Raw genomic sequence first — 17,789 nt, forward strand, 5'->3', positions numbered from 1 at the left:
AAGGAAGCACGATGGCAAGCCTCATCACATGCCCCCATTGCGGCGCGCGGCCCAAGGAGGAATTCACCGTCAAGAGCGCGGCGCTCCCGCGCCCCTCAGCCGATGCCGGCGAGGCGGTCTGGTTCGACCATGTCTACCTGCGCGACAATCCGCGCGGCGCCTATGAGGAGTATTGGCATCATACCTCCGGCTGCCGCCGCTGGCTGGTGGTGAGCCGGAACACGGCGACGCACGAAGTCGCCGACGCCAGAGACGCCTCGGAGGCGCGGCCATGACCTCCTACCGGCTTCCGACCGGCGGTCTGGTCGATCGCACCGCGCCCCTGTCGTTCACCTTCGATGGCAAGGCGCTGAGCGGGCTTGCCGGCGACAGCCTCGCTTCGGCGCTGCTGGCCAACGGCGTGCGGCTGGTCGGACGCAGCTTCAAATATCACCGCCCGCGCGGCATCCTCACCGCCGGCGCATCGGAGCCCAACGCGCTGGTGACGGTCGGCACCGGCGGGCGGAGCGAGCCCAACAGCCGCGCCACGATGCAGGAGCTCTATGCCGGGCTGGTCGCGACCAGCCAGAATCGCTGGCCGTCGCTCGACCTCGACATCGGCGCGCTCAATGGCCTGCTCTGGCCCTTCCTCGGCGCGGGCTTCTACTACAAGACCTTCATGTGGCCGGGCGCGCTGTGGGAGAAGCTCTACGAGCCCTTCATCCGCAAGGCCGCAGGACTCGGACGCGCGACCTACGAGTCCGACCCTGACCAATATGAAAAGCAATGGGCGCATTGCGACCTGCTGGTCGTGGGTGCGGGGCCCGCCGGTCTCTCCGCTGCCCTCGCCGCCGGCCGCGCCGGCGCGCGCGTCATCGTGGCGGACGAGCAGGCACACGCGGGCGGCGCTCTGCTTTCGGAAACGGCGACGATCGGCGGTGCGTCCGCTCCCTGCTTCGCCGCGGCAATGGTCGCCGAGCTGCAGTCGCTGCCCAACGTGCAGTTGCTGACCCGCGCCACCGTGTTCGGCTGGTACGACGACATGGTGTTCGGCGCGGTGGAGCGTGTTCAGAAACATGTCGCCGCCCCTCAGGCGCATCGACCGATGGAGCGCCTCTGGCGCATCGTCGCGCGCCGCGCACTACTCGCCACCGGGGCGGAGGAACGCCCGCTCGTCTTCGGCGGCAATGATACCCCCGGCGTCATGATGGCGGGCGCGGCCCGCACCTATCTCAACCGCTACGGCATCGCGGCCGGACGCAAGGCTGCGATCTTCACCACCAACGACAGCGGCTATGCGCTGGCGCGCGACCTCGAAGCGGCGGGCGTGGAGCTCGCCGCAATCGTGGACAGCCGGCGCCAGCGGCCGTCGGACTACCGCGGCAAGGCGCGCCTGATCTCGGGCGCCATCGTGACCGACGCACGCGGCGGCAAGTCGCTCTCCTCCATCCGCGTCAGCCATGACGGCCGAACGGAGGACATCTCGGTCGATCTGCTCGCCATGTCGGGCGGCTTCAATCCCGTCATCAACCTTGCCTGCCACCGCGGCGGGAGGCCCGTCTGGTCTGACGCCCAGGGCGCATTCCTCGCGCCGGAGAGTCTTGCAGGTTTGGCTCTGGCCGGCGCAGCGAATGCCGTCACCGGCATCGCGGCCTGCCTTGCCGATGGCGCTGAAGCCGGCGCGCGGCTCGCGGCCGAGCTGGGCTTTGCCGCGGCGCCTGACAGCACGCCGTCCGTCGAAGACGACATCATCGCCGCCCCAACCGCCCCGCTCTGGTCGGTGCCGGGGTCGAAGGTCAAGGCCTTCGTCGATTTCCAGAATGACGTGCACGTCAAGGACCTCGGCCTCGCCGTCCGCGAAGGCTACGGCCATGTCGAACTCGCCAAGCGCTACACCACGATGGGCATGGCGACGGACCAGGGCAAGCTGTCGAACGTGAACGCGATCGGCCTGCTGGCGCAAGTGCGGGGTGTGTCGCCCGGCGAGGTCGGCACCACCACGTTCAGGCCCTTCTACACCCCGGTCTCCTTCGCGGCACTGGCCGGTGCGCATCACGGCCGCCACTTCCAGCCGGTGCGCAAGTCGCCGATGCACGACTGGGCCAAGGCGCGCGGCGCGACCTTCGTGGAGACCGGCCTCTGGTACCGTCCGGCATGGTTCCCGCAGCCGGGCGAGACCCATTGGCGGACCAGCGTCGACCGCGAGGTGCGCAACGTGCGCGCCAATGTCGGCCTGTGCGACATGTCCACCCTCGGCAAGATCGAGATCTGCGGCAGCGACGCCGCCGCGTTCCTCGACCGGGTCTACTGCAACCCGTTCCTCAAGCTGCCGGTTGGCAAGGCGCGTTATGGGCTGATGCTGCGCGAGGACGGCATGGTCTATGACGACGGCACGACGAGCCGGATCGCCGAGGACCGTTTCTTCATGACCACCACAACCGCCTATGCGGCGGGTGTCATGAACCACCTCGAATTCTGTTCGCAGGCGCTCTGGCCGGAGCTCGACATGCGGCTTGCCTCGGCGACCGACCAGTGGGCGCAACTTGCCGTGGCCGGTCCGAAGGCGCGGGCGGTGCTGTCGCAGATCGTCGATGACGACATCTCCGACGCGGCCTTCCCGTTCCTCGCGGCCGGCGAGGTTTCGCTGTGCGGCAGCGCGCTGCGCGGCCGGCTGTTCCGCATCTCGTTTTCGGGCGAACTGGCCTATGAGCTGGCTGTGCCGGCCGGCTTCGGCCCTGCCATCGCCGATGCGATCATGGCGGCTGGCGAGGCGCACGGAATCTGCGCCTACGGCGCCGAAGCGCTCGCCGTACTGCGTATCGAGAAGGGCCATGTCACCCACAACGAGATCAACGGCACCGTCGTCCCATCCGATCTCGGCCTGGGCCGCATGGTCTCTGCGAAGAAGCCGGACTTCATCGGCAGGGCGATGCTGGCACGCGAAGGCTTACAGGCGCCGGGCCGCGCCCAGCTCGTCGGCGTGGTCCCGCTCGACAAGGCGGACGCCTTCCGCAGTGGAGCGCATATCCTCGCGGCAGGCGCAGAAACGACTCTGGAAAACGACCAGGGCTACATCACGTCGAGCTGCTTTTCGCCGCATGTCGGCTCAAGCATCGGTCTCGCCCTCGTACGCAACGGCGCCGCCCGGCATGGCGAGGAAATCGTGATCTGGAACGGGCTGCGCGGCGAGATCACCCGTGGACGGCTCTGTGCGCCGGTCTTCGTCGATCCGGAGGGAGGACGACTCCATGGCTGAGATGACAACGAACCGGATACCGCTCACCGCTCCGCCGACGCAGGCGGCGCTAGCCGATCGTGCGCCGGTCGTTCGCGAAGGCGTCACGCTTGAGGCGCTGCCGGAAGGCACGATCCTTCACCTGCTGGCACGGCCGACGCAGGTTGCCGCACCCTTCGCAGATAAGGTCGCAGCCGCAGGCCTCGACCTGCGCGTCGTCGCGCCGGGGCAATGGTTCGCGACGGCGCCCACAGTGATGTCTGGCGCCGACCTCGTCGTCCTCTCGCAGGCGCTGAAGCCGGAGGTCGATGTGGTCGACCAGAGCCATGGACGCGTAGGCATCGTATTGCACGGTCCGCTGGCGGCGCGCGTGCTGGCGAAGGGTACGGCGGTGGACCTCGATCCGTCCGCCTTCCCGGTGGGGCGCTCGGCAACGACGCTCGTCGGCCATATCGCAGCGCACCTCACGCGCGTGAACGCAGAGCGTTTCGAGATCGTCGTGCAACGCGGTTTCGCGGGCAGCCTGTTCGATGATCTTTCGCAGATGAGCCTCGAGTTCGCGCGGCTTTGAAATGACCGGACCGCGCCCAAAAAGCACTTGCATTGCACTGCAAAAAATGTTTGCATTCCCCTCACAGTGCCCGCGCGACGGGCACCATCGTGGACCGACAGCGCCGTCATCCACACGAGGCAAGGAAGCCTGAGCACACCGGCTGGTGGCTCGGGTTTTTTTGTTCCGACGAGGCTGTCGGAACTCCTTCGACCGAATTGACCTGCTGATCTGCCGCTGCGCGTCGCCGCGCCGGCACATGCATCCCTTTACCCAGAAAAACACCACCAACCTCCAGAGGCGGAGCACACGCATGACCATCAATCGTCGCACATTTCTCACGGGTACGGCCGGTGCCTTCGGGGCGCTGGCAGCGCCGGCCATCCTGCCCCGCGCAGCCTTCGCGGCCGACACGGTCAAGGTCGGTTCGATCTTCTCGCTGACCGGCGGCTTGTCGATCATCGAGCGCTCGCTCAACGACGCGACGCACATGGCCGTGTCGGAGATCAACGCGGCGGGCGGCGTGCTCGGCAAGCAGATCGAGATCGTCGCCGAAGACGGCGCATCCGACCCCAAGACCTTCAATGAAAAGGCCTCGAAGCTGATCCTGCAGGACCGGATCAGCTCGGTCTTCGCCTGCTACACCTCGGCCAGCCGGAAGGCCGTCCTGCCGGTGTTCGAGCGACGCAACGGCCTGCTGTTCTACCCGACCTACTACGAAGGCTTCGAGTGCTCGAAGAACGTGGTCTACACGGGCGCGGTGCCGAACCAGCAGCTGTCCAACTTCATCCCCTGGATCATCAACACGCTGGGCAAGAAGAAGTTCTTCATCGTCGGCTCGAACTACATCTACCCGCGCGAGATGGCCAAGGTCTCCAAGATGCTGATCGAGCAGAACGGCGGCGAGTGGGTTGCCGACGAATATCTCGAGCTCGGCCATTCGGAATGGGCCTCGATGGTCTCCAAGATCAAGAGCTCGGGCTGTGACGTCGTGCTGTCCAACGTGGTCGGCGATTCCGTCGTCGCCTTCTATCGCGAGTTCAAGAACCAGGGCCTCTCGCACGACACGTTGCCGATCTGCGCAACGGTGACGTCGGAGATCGAGATCGCCGCCATGGGCGCGGAATATGCCGCCGGCAGCTACACCTCCTTCCCGTATTTCCAGGCCATCGACACACCGGCCAACACGGAATTCGTCGCGCGCTATCGCAAGTTCGTCGGCGACGAGAAGGCGGTGACGCATCACGCGCTCGAGTCGTCCTATTTCCAGGTCTACCTCTGGAAACAGGCGGTGGAGAAGGCCGGCGATACGAGCACCGAGGCCGTTCGCGCCGCCGTCGGCGGCCAGACCTTCGACGCGCCGGGCGGCAAGGTGACGGTGGAAGCCGAGAACCTGCACACCGCGCTCACGCCGCGCATCGCGCAGTGGCAGGACGATGGCCAGGGCAAGATCATCGACGCCTATGACGAGCCGGAGTTCCCACTGCCCTACGTCGCCTATGGCGAGGCGCAGGACAATCTCTACTGCACGGCCTCCGGCCTCGACACGTCGAAGCTGCCGAAGTGACCGCGTGGCGGACGGCGTCCTGCACCGCGCCGTCCGCCGTCTTCCGCATGCCGGCCTGACAGGGCCCGGCTTTGTCGCGGCGCCGCTCGGGCGCCCGCACCGAAACGGATCAAGATCGGGAAGGTCCGCCATGCTGGACACCATCTTCATCGGCCTGAGCGTGGGATCGGTCCTGCTGCTCGTCGCGCTCGGCCTGGCAATCACCTACGGCGCGATGGGCGTCATCAACATGGCGCATGGCGAAATGGTCATGCTGGGTGCCTATACGACGGTGCTGGCGTCCATCCATCTCGGCATCGGCTTGCTGGGTGCCATCCCGATCGCCTTCATGGTCACCGCACTCGTCGGCTATGCCATCGAGCGGCTGATCGTCAGCCGGCTCTACGGGCGCCTGCTCGATACGCTGCTCGCGACCTGGGGCGTCGCGATCCTGCTCCAGCAGGCGGTGCGCCTGTCGCTCGGCCTCGCCTTCTTCGGCATCACCATCGCCGGGCTTGGCACAGGCCTGCAGAACGTGCGCGTGCCTGCCTATCTCTCCGGCGTCATCAGCATCGGCGGCGAGCAGGTCAGCCTATACCGCGCCTTCATCATCCTAGTGACGATCCTGCTGACCCTGCTCACCTGGTTCATCATGTACCGCACGGCGATCGGCGCGCAGGTTCGGGCCATCATGCGCAATCCGGATATGGCGGCGGCCTGCGGCATCGACGTCAAGCGAGTCAACGCGCTGACCTTCGCCTACGGGTCGGGGCTCGCCGGGGTCGCGGGCGTGATGATGTCGGGCTTCAAGACCGTGTTCCCCGACATGGGCACGCCGATGGTCGTGGACGGCTTCCTCGTCGTCGTGACCGGCGGCGTCGGCAGCCTGATGGGCACCGTGCTCTCGGCCGGCCTGCTCGGCCAGATCAACGGCCTGACGGCATCGGTGAGCAACGACATCATCGCACGCGCCGTAATCTTCGCCGTGGTGGTCACGATCATCATCTGGAAGCCCTCGGGCCTCTTTTCCTACAAGGGACGCTGAGCGATGCCCGTTACCAAGAATACGCTCGCGCTGGCGACCTATGTGGTGCTCTTCCTGATCATTCTGGCCGCGCCGCTCTACTTCGACGTCTTCTGGCTCAACCGTTTCTCCAAGTTCCTGGTGTACGGAATGCTGGGCGTGGCGATGGCGCTGTGCTGGGGCTACGCGGGCATCCTGAACCTCGGTCAGGGCCTCTTCTTCGGCCTGGGCGCCTACTCCATCGCGATGTCGATGAAGCTCGCCAGCCCGACCAGCCTGGCGCAGGGCTCGGATACGCCGATCCCGGACTTCATGCTGTGGAACGCCGAGCCCGGCGCGCCGATCGACCTGTGCTGCATTACCAACGGGTCGTTCCTCTGGATCCCGTTCAAGAGCCAGTTCTTCGGCATTGCGATGGGCGTCGTGCTGCCGACGCTGGTCGCCTTCGCGATCGGCTCGATCATCTTCCGCAAGCGGATCTCCGGCGTGTTCATCTCGATCATCACGCTGGCGGTGGTTCTTCTGGTCCGCCTGCTGGTGGTGGAGGCCCAGCCTTTCACCAACGGGTTCAACGGCCTGACCGACCTCGGCTACCTCACCGTCTTCGGCCACGAGTTCGACCCCTACTACGTCTCGACCTATTATCTGATCGCGATCAGCCTGGTGGTGGTGCTCGTTCTGGCACGCATCCTGGTCCAGACGCGCAGCGGCCTGATCCTGCAGGCGGTGCGCGACGACGACCGGCGCGCGCGCTTTCTCGGCTTCGACGTGCCGGCCTACCAGATCTTCTTCTTCTGCGTGTCGGCGGCGATCGCCGGCTATGCGGGCATGCTCTACGTCCTCGTCGCCGAATTCGCTTCGCCGACCTTCATGGATCTCGCCTTCTCCATCACCATGGTGGTCTGGGCGGCCGTGGGCGGGCGCAACTCGCTGCTGGGCGCCTGCATCGGCGCCGTGCTGATCAACATGGTCGAGGCCACCGTCAGCGAGACGCCGCAGCTGATCGAGGCGTGGAAGGTCATCATGGGCCTCGCCTTCGTCCTGGCCGTTCTGTTCCTGCCGCGCGGCATTGCAGGCCTCGTCAGCCGGCTCGGCTACATGATCGTGCGCAAGCCGCAGAAGATGCCTGCGGCGCGGGCGGATGCCGTCGACGCCGAACCGGCACGTGCGGGCTAGGAGGCGAAGATGAGCACAGCCAGCCTGACAATAGACGGCCTGACCGTCGACTTTTCCGGGTTCCGCGCCGTCGACAGCGTTTCGACCGTGGTCGATGCCGGGGAACTGCGCGTGCTGCTCGGCGCCAACGGCGCCGGCAAGACGACGCTGATGGACCTGATCTCCGGCAAGACCCGCGCCACCGCGGGCAAGGTCTATATCGGCGACACCGAGGTCACCGCCATGTCGGAGCACGCCATCGCGCGGGCCGGCATGGGGCGCAAGTTCCAGATTCCCAGCGTCTTCCGCGACCTGACGGTGCGACAGAACCTCGAGGTCGCCGCCTCGCCCAGCCCGGGTGTGTTCGCCAACCTGCGCTTCGCGCTGCCGTCGAGCACGACAGCCCGCATCGATGAGATCATCGAGCTCGTCGGGCTGGGCGATCGCGTGGACACGGATGCCGGTACGCTCAGCCATGGCGAGACCCAGTGGCTGGAGCTCGGGATGCTGATCGCGCAGCGGCCGAAGGTGATCCTGCTCGACGAGCCGACCGCCGGCATGACCGAGGCTGAGACCATGAAGACCGCCGCCATCATCAAGGCGATGCGGGGCGAGCATACGCTCGTGGTCGTTGAGCACGACATGGCCTTCGTCAAGGAAATCGCCAACCGCATCACTGTCATGCATTTGGGCAAGGTGCTGGCCGAGGGCTCGGTCGAGAGCATCGAGAAAAACCAGGCGGTGCGCGACGCTTATCTCGGCTCGAAGGGGATCGTCTGATGCTGAAGCTCGACAAGGTGAACAGCTTCTACGGCCGCAGCCACGCCCTGCACGACCTGTCGCTTTCGATCCCGAAGGGACAGATCACGGCCATCGTCGGTCGCAACGGTACCGGCAAGACGACGCTGCTCAAGACGATCATGGGGCTAACCGTGAAGTCGACGGGCGCGATCGACCTCGACGGCACAGACCTCTCCGCCCAGCCGACCTTCCGCCGCGCCCGCGCGGGGATCGCCTATGTGCCGCAAGGCCGGCAGATCATCCCGGACTTCACGGTGCGCGAGAACATCCTGATGGGCGGCTTCGCCTCGACATCCGGCCGCCAGGTGCCGGCGCTGGTGGGCGCGCTCTTCCCCTATCTGACCGAGAACATGGAGCGGCCGGGCGGCCTCCTGTCTGGCGGCCAGCAGCAGCAGCTCGCCATCGCCCGGGCGCTGGCGGCGAATCCTCAGATCCTGCTGCTCGATGAGCCGACCGAGGGCATCCAGCCCAACATCGTCGAGGACATCCAGAACATCATCATCCGCCTCAACCGCGACGAAGGCCTGTCGATCGTGCTAGTCGAGCAGAACGTCGCCTTCGCGCGACGGGCCGGACATCACTTCGCCATGCTGGAGAAGGGGCGCGCCGTGGCGGCCGGACCGATCGACAGCCTGACCGACGAACTTATCCATCAACACATCGCCGTCTAGCGACAGAACAACCAAGGGAGTTCCCAGTATGCAACATGGTGACATCGTTTCGAGCAAGGATTCCGTCGGCGTTGCCGTCGTCAACTACAAGATGCCGCGGCTGCACACCAAGGCCGAGGTGCTCGCCAATGCGCACAAGATCGCCGACATGCTCATTGGCATGAAGCAGGGCCTGCCCGGCATGGACCTGGTGATCTTCCCCGAATACTCGACCCACGGCATCATGTACGACCCCAAGGAGATGTACGAGACCGCCTCGCAGATCCCCGGGGAGGAGACCGAAATCTTCGCCGAGGCCTGCCGCGCGGCCAAGGTATGGGGCGTCTTCTCGCTGACAGGCGAGCGTCATGAGGCGCACCCCAACAAGGCGCCCTACAACACGCTGATCCTGATGAACGACAAGGGCGAGATCGTCCAGAAGTACCGCAAGATCATGCCATGGGTGCCGATCGAGGGCTGGTATCCCGGCGACTGCACCTATGTGTCGGAAGGCCCGAAGGGCATGAAGATCAGCCTGATTATCTGCGACGACGGCAATTATCCGGAAATCTGGCGCGACTGCGCGATGAAGGGCGCCGAGCTGATCATCCGCTGCCAGGGCTACATGTATCCGGCCAAGGAGCAACAGATCGTCATGGCCAAGGCGATGGCCTGGGCCAACAACAGCTATGTCGCCGTCGCCAATGCCGCAGGCTTCGACGGTGTCTATACCTATTTCGGCCACTCCGCGATCATCGGCTTCGATGGGCGCTCGCTGGGCGAATGCGGCACGGAAGAGATGGGCATCCAGTTCGCCCAGCTCTCGGTGCCGCTGATCCGTGAGGCGCGCGCCAAGGGCCAGGCGCAGAACCACCTCTACAAGCTGCTGCACCGCGGCTACACCGGCATGATCAACTCCGGCGAGGATCCGCGCGGCACCTGTGCCCTGCCGTTCGAATTCTACCGCAAATGGACCAACGACCCGGAAGGCACGCGCGACATGGTCGAGGCCATGACGCGCAGCGCGCCGGGCGTCGAGGACAGCCCGATCGAGGGCATTCCCACCAAGGTTGCGGCGGGCCATCGCTAGAGCAACACGGCGTCCCGCGTCGGCGAAGACCGGCGCGGGACGAACTCGGACGATGACGGCAGGTGCGATGAGCCTCGACCAGTACCGCATAGACCAGCAGCCGTTCTACGCGCCGGTCGGCAACGAGATCGCCTATTTCGAGGCGGCCTATGCCGAGCGCGTGCCGGTTATGCTGAAGGGCCCCACCGGCTGCGGCAAGACGCGGTTCGTGGAGCATATGGCGTGGAAGCTCGGCCGGCCGCTGGTCACCGTCGCCTGCCACGAGGACATGACGGCTGCCGATCTCGTCGGCCGCTTCCTGCTCGAGGGTGGCGACACGGTCTGGAAGGACGGCCCGCTGACGGAGGCTGTGCGCGGCGGCGCTATCTGCTATCTCGACGAGATCGTGGAGGCGCGGCAGGACACGACGGTGGTCATCCATCCGCTGACCGACCAGCGCCGCGCGCTGCCGCTCGAGAAGCGCAACGAGCTGGTCACCGCGCATCCCGATTTCTTCCTCGTGATCTCCTACAACCCCGGCTACCAGAGCGCGGTGAAGGACCTCAAGGAATCGACGAAGCAGCGGTTTGCGGCGATCGACTTCACCTATGCCGATCCAGCCCGCGAACGCGCCATCGTGGCGGCCGAAGCAGGCATCGAGGATGAGCTTGCCGGCCGGTTGGTCGCCATCGCGGCCGCGTCGCGCAATCTGTCGGGCAAGGGCCTCGACGAAGGCGCATCGACACGCACGCTGATCCGCGCCGGTCGACTGATCGCGCGCGGCATCGCCCCGACGGACGCCTGCGAACTCGCGATCGTCTCGCCGCTGACCGACGATGCGGATCTGCGCGGCGCGTTGCGCTCCGCGGTGGCGGCGTGCCTCTGAGCGCGACAGCCGAGGCCAGCGAGACGGGCGCGGCGGATGCCGACCCGATGGAGCGCGAGCTGCGCATGCGGCCTGCCCTTCTCGATGCCTATCGCGCCGCCCGTCACGACATCCGCCGCCACCTTGCACCTGCGGACATCGCGCGATGGTCTGACGCGATGCTGCGCCTCTACCGCGCCAATGCCGGACCGGCGCTTCTGGGGAACCTGTGGACCCTCCAGCGGCGTGTCGCGGCGCATGCCTCACCGGATACGCTGCTCTCGATTTCCAGCGCGTCGCGGGAACTCTGTCTGCACGGCGGTGCGCGCGGCACCGCGCAGCTTGTGGATGCGGTCGGCATGCGCCTGACGTTTGGCGACGACGGTGCGGTCTGGGCGCAGTTCCTGGCCGGTGTCGCCGCGCTCGCACCGCGCGCACCGGAACTCGCCGGCGCGCTGGCCGAGACGCTGCCTGCTCTTGCCGAGGCGCTCGATCCGCCGGATATGGTCGGCTGGGCCGAGGATGCGCTGCGGCTCTATCCGTTGGACCGCCGCCGCCGGTTGGCCTATCTGCGGCTGGACGACCCGATGGCGCGGCAGCGCCTCTCCGCCCATGAGGGCGCGGCGCGGTTCGACGCCCACCGCAATCGTCTCGCCTATCTCGCCCGCGCCCTGTTCGAGCGCGAGTTGCAGACCCAGACGCTCGCCGCGCGCGGCCCCCGCGCCTACGCCCGCACCCGGCTCGCAGGCAGCGTCGTGCTCATGCCGGAGCTGGCGCCGCGCCTGCCATCGGCACAGGCGGAGCGCTTCTTCGAGGCAGCAGTGCTCCATGCGCTCGCGCATCAGGCGTTCACATCGCATCGCTTCGCGGTTGGGAAGATGAAACCCTTGCAGCTCGCGCTGGTCTCGCTGCTGGAAGATGCGCGTGTCGAGCGGTTGGCGATGCAACGCTTTCCGGGCCTGGCGCGGCTCTGGCTGCCCTTCCACACGGCCCGGCCGATGCGCGCGCGGTCGTCCGGCGCGCTGCTGGCACGACTGGCCCGAACGCTGGCCGACCAGTCGGTGGAGGATGACGACCAATGGGTGCGCAAGGGCAGCAGTTTGTTCGAACAGGCGTTCGCCGAGAGGCCGCATGATCAGTCCTTTTGCGAAGTGATCGTGCGTGTCCTTGGGCACGATCTGGGCCAGATGCGCATTCCGTTCGATGCGAAATCCTATCTGGTGGACCCCGCCTACCGCGACGACGGGCTCGGCCTGTTCGAGCTCGACGATCCTGAGGACGCCGACCCGGATACGCTCGACATCATGCTCGATGCGGCGCGCATGGAGCCCGGACGGACGGACGACGGCGCCGGCGATGACAGCGGTGCGGAAGCTGCCCGCAGCCGCGCCGCCGAGGCGGAGGCTGACAAGGGTCCGCTGCTCGGACATTATCCCGAATGGGACCACCGCCTGCACACCGACACGATGGCGCTGACCAGCGTGTATGCCGAGGAACTCGCGGCCCTGCAGCGCCCGCATTGGCTGAACCGCGAGATCGATGCCCGCCGGCGCGAGACGAGCCGCATCGGCGCGATGGTGCGGCGTGCGCGCATGGGGCCGGCGAGGCGGCTGAAGAAGCGGCTCGACGGCGACGATCTCGATCTGGACGCGCTGGTCGAGATGACGGTCGCCCGGCGCAGCGGCGAAACGCCAGATCCGCGCATCTATACCGTCAAGCGGCGCACCGAGCGCAACATCTCCATGGCGCTGCTGATCGATACGTCGGAATCGACGGCAGCACATGTCGCGGCCAGCGGTGGCACGATCCTCCAGACGGCCGCGGTGGCGACTGGACTGTTCGGTACGGCGCTCGACGAGCTGGGCGACGACTTCGCCGTCTTCACCTTCTGCTCCGATGGTCCCGACAATGTGCGCCTCGGAGCGGTCAAGGATTTCACAGACGGCTTCGGCGAAGGCATCGACCGGCTGGCGGCGCTGCGGCCCGGCCTGTCGACGCGGCTGGGCGCGGCTCTACGACATGTGGCGCGGCGCCTGGATGCGCGCCCAAGCCTGCGCAAGGTGATGATCGTGGTGACGGACGGAGAGCCTGCCGACCGGGACATCGACGACCCCGACCATCTGGTCGAGGATGCACGTCGGGCGGTTCTTCAAGCGCGCGCGGACGGGCTCGATCTGTTCTGCGTGGCGCTGGGCAATCATGCCGACCGCGCCGCGAGCCGCGTCTTCGGCCGCCGCAACACGCTGCTGGTGGAGCGTGTCGCGGATCTGCCGTCGCGGCTGGCCGGGCTCTATTTCCGGCTGACGGTCAACTGACCGCGGCGGTCAGCCGGCGCCGAGCACCAGGCCGATGCCGGCGAGTGCCGCGACGCCGCCCAGCAGGCGCGCCGGGAGATTGCCGGCAGCCTTGAGCGCCATGCCCATCACCAGTCCCGACGCATGCAGCAGCGCGGTCGCGAGCAGGAAGCCGCTCGCATAGGACAGGCCATTGGCCGAAGCGGGCATTTCCGCGCCGTGTGCGTAGCCATGGAAGATCGCCGACAGACCCACGGCAAGCATCGCCCAAGGCAAGGGCTGGCGCAGATCGAAGGCGGTCAGCAGGCCGAGCACGACCACTGACAGCGCGATGCCAAGCTCGAACATCGGAATGACAACGCCGGCTGCGCCGAGCATGCCGCCGACGGCCATCATCGAGACGAACAGCAGCGGCAGGCCCCAGCGCGCGCGACCGCCGATCTGCCAGGCCAGCACACCGACGAGCACCATTGCCATCAGGTGATCGAGCCCCCCGACCGGGTGGGCCAGGCCGTGGAGAAGGCTGTAGCCATGGTCGCCCTGCGCATGCGCGAAGGCCGTGGCGGGCAGGAGTGCGAAGGTGGCGGTGAGGCCGAAGCGACGAGTTGTTCGAGTCATGATGCGGGTTCCCTGCTGGATGCCGGTTCTTGAGATACGAGAGAGGTCATTTGCGCCTCGGAGCGGGTGTCCGGCCGTCGAAGGCCGCCTGGACCGATGCGACGAAGGCGGCATTTGCTGCCCGCCGCGATGCCACCGCACTGGTTGCGATGCCACGCACGCACCAGCCCGCATCGTTCGGCAGCGCGCTGATGCCGACCAGAATATCGTGAAGCGCCAGCGCGTCGCGAAGCACATCACGTGACGGCAAACGTGCGGCAGGGCCGAGCAGCAGCGAGGTGCTCACCACCCGCCAGTCCCTGCCCGTCCCGAAGGTCGCGCCGAGCTGCGCGCCAGTCACGACAAAGCGGTCGCGCAGCCGAAGGCGGCCATTTCGATCATATACGGTGACGTCGTTGCACAGCCTGTCGAAGGCGCCGTTCGCCGCCGCCGGATCGTGCCATGCGAAGGCATCGTGCAGCAGCACCACCGCATCGGGGTCGAGCCGAAGCTCGATGCGAGCATCCAGCGCCGCTCCGGGAAACAGGATCGCCGGATCCGGCGTGTAGGCGAGATAGCCGTCCGCCTCGACCTCGATGCGCGTCGTCTGCCGTGCCGGCATGCCGTGGCAGGCATGGACGACGCTTGCGGCCTGCGTAGTGACATGCGCCGCCGCGCCGGCGGTGACCACCAGGCGGTTGTCGAGCCGATCGTCACGGTAGAGCCCGCCCGACGACGACTGTTGGTAGGCCGTCAGGAGCTCCGGAATGTCGGAATCGAGCCGGAACGGCCGCGTGAAGTGAAACGGATAGGAGACGAACTGCTCGCCGATGCGGGTGATGTCGCCGTGGCGGTTGAAGGCGAGGTGAAACCGCCCGACACGCGCCGCCGCATCGAAGCTGTCCGTCGTCATCGCCAAGTCAGCCGGTTGCCAGTGTAGGGTCATCGGAACAGCAGCTGCTTAGCGATGAGGTCGACGATCTCCTCTATACCTTCCCGTGCCCGGCAGTTGGTCAGCGCGATCGGCTTGTCGCCGCGCGCGTTGCGGGCATCCGCCAGCATCTGCGGCAGGTCGACGCCGACATGGGGCGCCAGGTCCTTCTTGTTGATGACGAGGAGGTCGCACTTCAGCACGCCCGGGCCGTTCTTGCGCGGAATGTCGTCGCCGCCGGCCACGTCGATCACGAACATCCACCAGTCGACGAGATCGAGCGAGAAGGTGGAAGCGAGATTGTCGCCGCCGCTTTCGATGAGGATCAGCTCGACATTCGGAAAGATCATCTCCAGTTCGTCGGCCGCGGCGATGTTGAGCGTCGGGTCCTCGCGGATCACCGTATGCGGACAGGCGCCGGCCTCTACCGCCATCACGCGCTTTGGGTCGATCAGGCCCGAGCGGCGCAGCCGCTCGGCATCCTCGGCGGTGACGAGATCGTTGGTGACGACGGCGATGGAGATGCCGCGCGCCGCGAAGGCCGGGATCAGCCGCTCGATCAAGGCTGTCTTGCCCGAACCGACCGGCCCGCCGATGCCGACGCGCGCCGCGCCGACGCGGCTCTTCTCTTGCGAGCCAATCTTGGCCTGAACGTTCATCGCCTACCTCAGCATATAGCGCTGCGTCAGCGGCAGCTCGCGTGCCGGTTCGCAGGTCGCCAACTCGCCATCGACGAAGACGTCGAAGGTCTGCGGGTCGACCCGGATGTCGGGGCACAGGTCGTTGTGCAGCATGTCGGCCTTGCCAAGCTTGCGCGTGCCGCGCGCCGGCAGGATCATCTTCGACAGGTCGAGGCGACCGGCGATGTCGTCCTCGATCGCCAGCGGGTTGACAAAGCAGGCGGAGAGCGCCTGCTTGGCGCGGCCGAAGGCGCCCCATTGCGGGCGCATGATCAGCGGCTCGCAGGTCATCAGCGACGCCGCGCTGTCGCCCATGGCGCCCCAGGCGATGAAGCCGCCCTTGACGACGAGTTCGGGCTTGATGCCGAAGAAGGCGGGACGCCACAGCACGATGTCGGCCAGCTTGCCGTCTTCCAGCGAGCCGATGTGCTCGTGGATGCCGAAGGTGCGCGCGGCGTTGATCGTGTATTTGGCGATGTAGCGCTTGATGCGCTCGTTGTCGCCGAACTTCGTCGATTCCGTGGGCAGGCGACCGCGCTGCTTCTTCATCTTGTCGGCCAACTGCCAAGTGCGGCAGATCACCTCGTTGATGCGGCCCATGCCCTGGCTGTCGGAGCCCAGCATGGAGATCGCGCCGATATCGTGCAGCACGTCTTCCGCAGCGATCGTCTGGGCGCGGATGCGGCTTTCGGCGAAGGCTACGTCCTCGGGAATGGCCGGGTTGAGGTGATGGCACACCATCGTCATGTCGAGATGTTCGTCGAACGTGTTGATGGTGTAGGGGTTGGTCGGATTGGTCGAGGACGGCAGGCACCACGGCACGCCGGCCACGCGGATGATGTCCGGCGCATGGCCGCCGCCGGCGCCTTCGGTGTGGTACATGTGGATGGTACGGCCGTTGATGGCGGCCAGCGTGTCCTCCACGAAACCGGATTCGTTCAGCGTATCGGTGTGGATCTGGACCGGGAAATCCAGCTCGTCGGCGACGCTGAGGCAGGTGTCGATCGACGCCGGCATCGTACCCCAGTCCTCGTGCAGCTTGAGGCCGAGGCAGCCGGTGCGGATCTGCTCGTGCAGCGAAGCCGGGCGATGCGAATTGCCGCGGCCGAGGAAGCCGAAATTGATCGGCCACTGTTCCGCCGCCTGCAGCATCTTGCCGACATTGAACGGACCGCCGCAATCGATGCCCACCGTGATCGGGCCGAGCGAGCCGCCCAGCATGGTGGTGATGCCGGACGAAATGGCGTGTTCGCAGAGCTGCGCGCTGTCGAAATGAACGTGTACGTCGATGGCGCCCGCCGTCGCGATCAGCCCTTCGCAATCGCGCACCGTGGTCGCTGCCGACACGACGAGGCGCGGGTCGACGCCGTCCATCACGGCGGGATTTCCGGCCTTTCCGAAGCCGACGATCCGGCCGTCGCGGATGCCGAGGTCGCCCTTGACGATGCCCAGCACCGCGTCGATCACGACGACGTTGCACAAAAGCATGTCGAGCGCGCCTTCCGCGCTCGTCACGCCGGCCGCGAGCCCCGCGCCGTCGCGCAGCGTCTTGCCGCCGCCATGCAGGCACTCGTCGCCGTAGACGGCATGGTCCTTCTCGATCACCGCAACCAGCGACGTGTCGCCCAGAACCAGGCCGTCCCCCGTGGTCGGCCCGTACATGGTCGCATATTCCCGCTTGCTCATTACCGCCATGACAGCCCCCTATGCGCCCAGAAATCCGCGTGCCTTGGCATTCGCCAGCGCCTTCGCCTTTGCCGCCGGATCGTCGGCGGCGCCGTCCGTCAGGCCATTCAGTCCCGACAGCACCTTCGCGCCGCCGAATTCCGTCAACGTGACCGACTTCTCCTGGCCCGGCTCGAAGCGCACGGCGGTGCCGGCGGGGATGTCCAGACGCAGGCCGAACGCTGCCGCGCGGTCGAAACGGAGCGCCTTGTTGACCTCGAAGAAGTGATAGTGGCTGCCGATCTGAACCGGCCGGTCGCCGGTGTTGACCACCGTAAGCGTTTCCTTACGCCGCCCTGCATTGATCTCGATCTCCCCGTCGTCGACGACGAGACGGCCGGGTTCCACTGTGTCGGCGGGCTTGCCCTCGGCCGGACGCAGCGGCTCATGCACCGTCACCAGTTTCGTTCCATCCGGGAACGTTGCCTCGACCTGCAGCATCGGCAGCATGGCGGCGACGCCTTCCATGACATCGTCCTGCGTCAGGATGCGCGAGCCGAAGGACATCATTTCGGCCACGGAGCGGCCGTCGCGTGCGCCTTCGAGGATCTCGTCGCAGATGATCGCCACGGCCTCCGGGAAGTTCAGTTTCAGACCGCGCGCACGCCGCTTCCGCGCCAGTTCGGCCGCGGTGTATATCGTGAGCCGTTCCAGCTCGGTCGGTGTCAGAAGCATGACGGTCCCCGTT

The 17,789-nt window shown here is 66.7% G+C and carries 16 protein-coding genes; 11 read left to right on the top strand and 5 right to left on the bottom strand.

Annotation, left to right across the window (positions count from 1 at the left end; all coding sequences use genetic code 11):
* The first annotated feature begins 11 nt into the window (after nucleotides 1–11).
* The 11 genes from GTK01_RS12285 to GTK01_RS12335 all read left to right on the top strand — a co-directional run bounded on the left by GTK01_RS12285 (nucleotide 12) and on the right by GTK01_RS12335 (nucleotide 13,189).
* Nucleotides 12–275 carry a sarcosine oxidase subunit delta gene (locus GTK01_RS12285; protein WP_252926173.1) on the top strand — a complete coding sequence of 88 codons (264 nt, stop codon included), beginning with the start codon at nucleotides 12–14 and terminating at the stop codon, nucleotides 273–275.
* Nucleotides 272–3,235 (top strand): sarcosine oxidase subunit alpha family protein, encoded by a 2,964-nt coding sequence (locus GTK01_RS12290; RefSeq protein ID WP_252926174.1) that lies wholly within the window; start codon nucleotides 272–274, stop codon nucleotides 3,233–3,235. The genes GTK01_RS12285 and GTK01_RS12290 overlap by 4 nt, the downstream gene beginning before the upstream one ends.
* The gene (locus GTK01_RS12295; RefSeq protein WP_252926175.1) at nucleotides 3,228–3,785 is read left to right on the top strand and encodes a sarcosine oxidase subunit gamma family protein; all 558 of its coding nucleotides are present in this window, start codon (nucleotides 3,228–3,230) and stop codon (nucleotides 3,783–3,785) included. The genes GTK01_RS12290 and GTK01_RS12295 overlap by 8 nt, the downstream gene beginning before the upstream one ends.
* A gap of 292 nt (nucleotides 3,786–4,077) precedes the next feature.
* Nucleotides 4,078–5,331, top strand: a complete 1,254-nt coding sequence (locus GTK01_RS12300; protein WP_252926176.1) for a transporter substrate-binding domain-containing protein — start codon at nucleotides 4,078–4,080, stop codon at nucleotides 5,329–5,331.
* Nucleotides 5,332–5,461: 130 nt separating this feature from the next.
* Nucleotides 5,462–6,355, top strand: a complete 894-nt coding sequence (gene urtB, locus GTK01_RS12305; protein WP_252926177.1) for an urea ABC transporter permease subunit UrtB — start codon at nucleotides 5,462–5,464, stop codon at nucleotides 6,353–6,355.
* Between the two features lie 3 nt (nucleotides 6,356–6,358).
* Complete coding sequence (gene urtC / locus GTK01_RS12310) at nucleotides 6,359–7,510, top strand: urea ABC transporter permease subunit UrtC (RefSeq protein ID WP_252926178.1); 1,152 nt, start codon at nucleotides 6,359–6,361, stop codon at nucleotides 7,508–7,510.
* A gap of 9 nt (nucleotides 7,511–7,519) precedes the next feature.
* Nucleotides 7,520–8,269: an urea ABC transporter ATP-binding protein UrtD gene (urtD, locus tag GTK01_RS12315; RefSeq protein WP_252926179.1), complete on the top strand. Its 750-nt coding sequence runs from the start codon at nucleotides 7,520–7,522 to the stop codon at nucleotides 8,267–8,269.
* The gene (gene urtE, locus GTK01_RS12320; protein ID WP_252926180.1) at nucleotides 8,269–8,961 is read left to right on the top strand and encodes an urea ABC transporter ATP-binding subunit UrtE; all 693 of its coding nucleotides are present in this window, start codon (nucleotides 8,269–8,271) and stop codon (nucleotides 8,959–8,961) included. Before urtD ends, urtE begins: the two co-directional genes overlap by 1 nt.
* A gap of 28 nt (nucleotides 8,962–8,989) precedes the next feature.
* Nucleotides 8,990–10,030: an aliphatic amidase gene (locus GTK01_RS12325; protein ID WP_252926181.1), complete on the top strand. Its 1,041-nt coding sequence runs from the start codon at nucleotides 8,990–8,992 to the stop codon at nucleotides 10,028–10,030.
* Between the two features lie 52 nt (nucleotides 10,031–10,082).
* Complete coding sequence (locus GTK01_RS12330; protein WP_252926182.1) at nucleotides 10,083–10,895, top strand: CbbQ/NirQ/NorQ/GpvN family protein; 813 nt, start codon at nucleotides 10,083–10,085, stop codon at nucleotides 10,893–10,895.
* On the top strand, nucleotides 10,886–13,189 hold the full coding sequence (locus GTK01_RS12335; protein ID WP_252926183.1) for a VWA domain-containing protein: 2,304 nt from the start codon (nucleotides 10,886–10,888) through the stop codon (nucleotides 13,187–13,189). The genes GTK01_RS12330 and GTK01_RS12335 overlap by 10 nt, the downstream gene beginning before the upstream one ends.
* A 9-nt stretch (nucleotides 13,190–13,198) precedes the next feature.
* Here the strand turns inward: GTK01_RS12335 and GTK01_RS12340 are convergent, their stop codons facing one another.
* Genes GTK01_RS12340 through GTK01_RS12360 form a run of 5 tightly spaced genes read right to left on the bottom strand, consistent with a single transcriptional unit; the run spans nucleotide 13,199 to nucleotide 17,776 of the window.
* Nucleotides 13,199–13,786 carry a HupE/UreJ family protein gene (locus GTK01_RS12340; protein WP_252926184.1) on the bottom strand — a complete coding sequence of 196 codons (588 nt, stop codon included), beginning with the start codon at nucleotides 13,784–13,786 and terminating at the stop codon, nucleotides 13,199–13,201.
* A gap of 46 nt (nucleotides 13,787–13,832) precedes the next feature.
* Nucleotides 13,833–14,711, bottom strand: a complete 879-nt coding sequence (locus tag GTK01_RS12345; protein ID WP_252926185.1) for an urease accessory protein UreD — start codon at nucleotides 14,709–14,711, stop codon at nucleotides 13,833–13,835.
* The gene (ureG, locus tag GTK01_RS12350) at nucleotides 14,708–15,355 is read right to left on the bottom strand and encodes an urease accessory protein UreG (RefSeq protein WP_252926186.1); all 648 of its coding nucleotides are present in this window, start codon (nucleotides 15,353–15,355) and stop codon (nucleotides 14,708–14,710) included. Before ureG ends, GTK01_RS12345 begins: the two co-directional genes overlap by 4 nt.
* A gap of 3 nt (nucleotides 15,356–15,358) precedes the next feature.
* On the bottom strand, nucleotides 15,359–17,071 hold the full coding sequence (gene ureC, locus GTK01_RS12355) for an urease subunit alpha (RefSeq protein WP_252926187.1): 1,713 nt from the start codon (nucleotides 17,069–17,071) through the stop codon (nucleotides 15,359–15,361).
* Nucleotides 17,072–17,080: 9 nt separating this feature from the next.
* Entirely contained in the window at nucleotides 17,081–17,776 is a 696-nt protein-coding gene (locus GTK01_RS12360) for an urease subunit gamma (protein ID WP_252926188.1), read from the bottom strand.
* Nucleotides 17,777–17,789: the final 13 nt, after the last annotated feature.

The sequence above is a fragment of the Aliihoeflea sp. 40Bstr573 genome, from assembly GCF_024105655.1.
Classification (GTDB): domain Bacteria; phylum Pseudomonadota; class Alphaproteobacteria; order Rhizobiales; family Rhizobiaceae; genus Aliihoeflea.

Coding starts and splice junctions, on each gene's coding strand:
- GTK01_RS12285 (WP_252926173.1), top strand. CDS start 12: ATGGCAAGCCTCATCACATGCCCCCATTGCGGCGCGCGGCCCAAGGAG.
- GTK01_RS12290 (WP_252926174.1), top strand. CDS start 272: ATGACCTCCTACCGGCTTCCGACCGGCGGTCTGGTCGATCGCACCGCG.
- GTK01_RS12295 (WP_252926175.1), top strand. CDS start 3,228: ATGGCTGAGATGACAACGAACCGGATACCGCTCACCGCTCCGCCGACG.
- GTK01_RS12300 (WP_252926176.1), top strand. CDS start 4,078: ATGACCATCAATCGTCGCACATTTCTCACGGGTACGGCCGGTGCCTTC.
- urtB (WP_252926177.1), top strand. CDS start 5,462: ATGCTGGACACCATCTTCATCGGCCTGAGCGTGGGATCGGTCCTGCTG.
- urtC (WP_252926178.1), top strand. CDS start 6,359: ATGCCCGTTACCAAGAATACGCTCGCGCTGGCGACCTATGTGGTGCTC.
- urtD (WP_252926179.1), top strand. CDS start 7,520: ATGAGCACAGCCAGCCTGACAATAGACGGCCTGACCGTCGACTTTTCC.
- urtE (WP_252926180.1), top strand. CDS start 8,269: ATGCTGAAGCTCGACAAGGTGAACAGCTTCTACGGCCGCAGCCACGCC.
- GTK01_RS12325 (WP_252926181.1), top strand. CDS start 8,990: ATGCAACATGGTGACATCGTTTCGAGCAAGGATTCCGTCGGCGTTGCC.
- GTK01_RS12330 (WP_252926182.1), top strand. CDS start 10,083: ATGACGGCAGGTGCGATGAGCCTCGACCAGTACCGCATAGACCAGCAG.
- GTK01_RS12340 (WP_252926184.1), bottom strand. CDS start 13,786: ATGACTCGAACAACTCGTCGCTTCGGCCTCACCGCCACCTTCGCACTC.
- GTK01_RS12345 (WP_252926185.1), bottom strand. CDS start 14,711: ATGACCCTACACTGGCAACCGGCTGACTTGGCGATGACGACGGACAGC.
- ureG (WP_252926186.1), bottom strand. CDS start 15,355: ATGAACGTTCAGGCCAAGATTGGCTCGCAAGAGAAGAGCCGCGTCGGC.
- ureC (WP_252926187.1), bottom strand. CDS start 17,071: ATGGCGGTAATGAGCAAGCGGGAATATGCGACCATGTACGGGCCGACC.
- GTK01_RS12360 (WP_252926188.1), bottom strand. CDS start 17,776: ATGCTTCTGACACCGACCGAGCTGGAACGGCTCACGATATACACCGCG.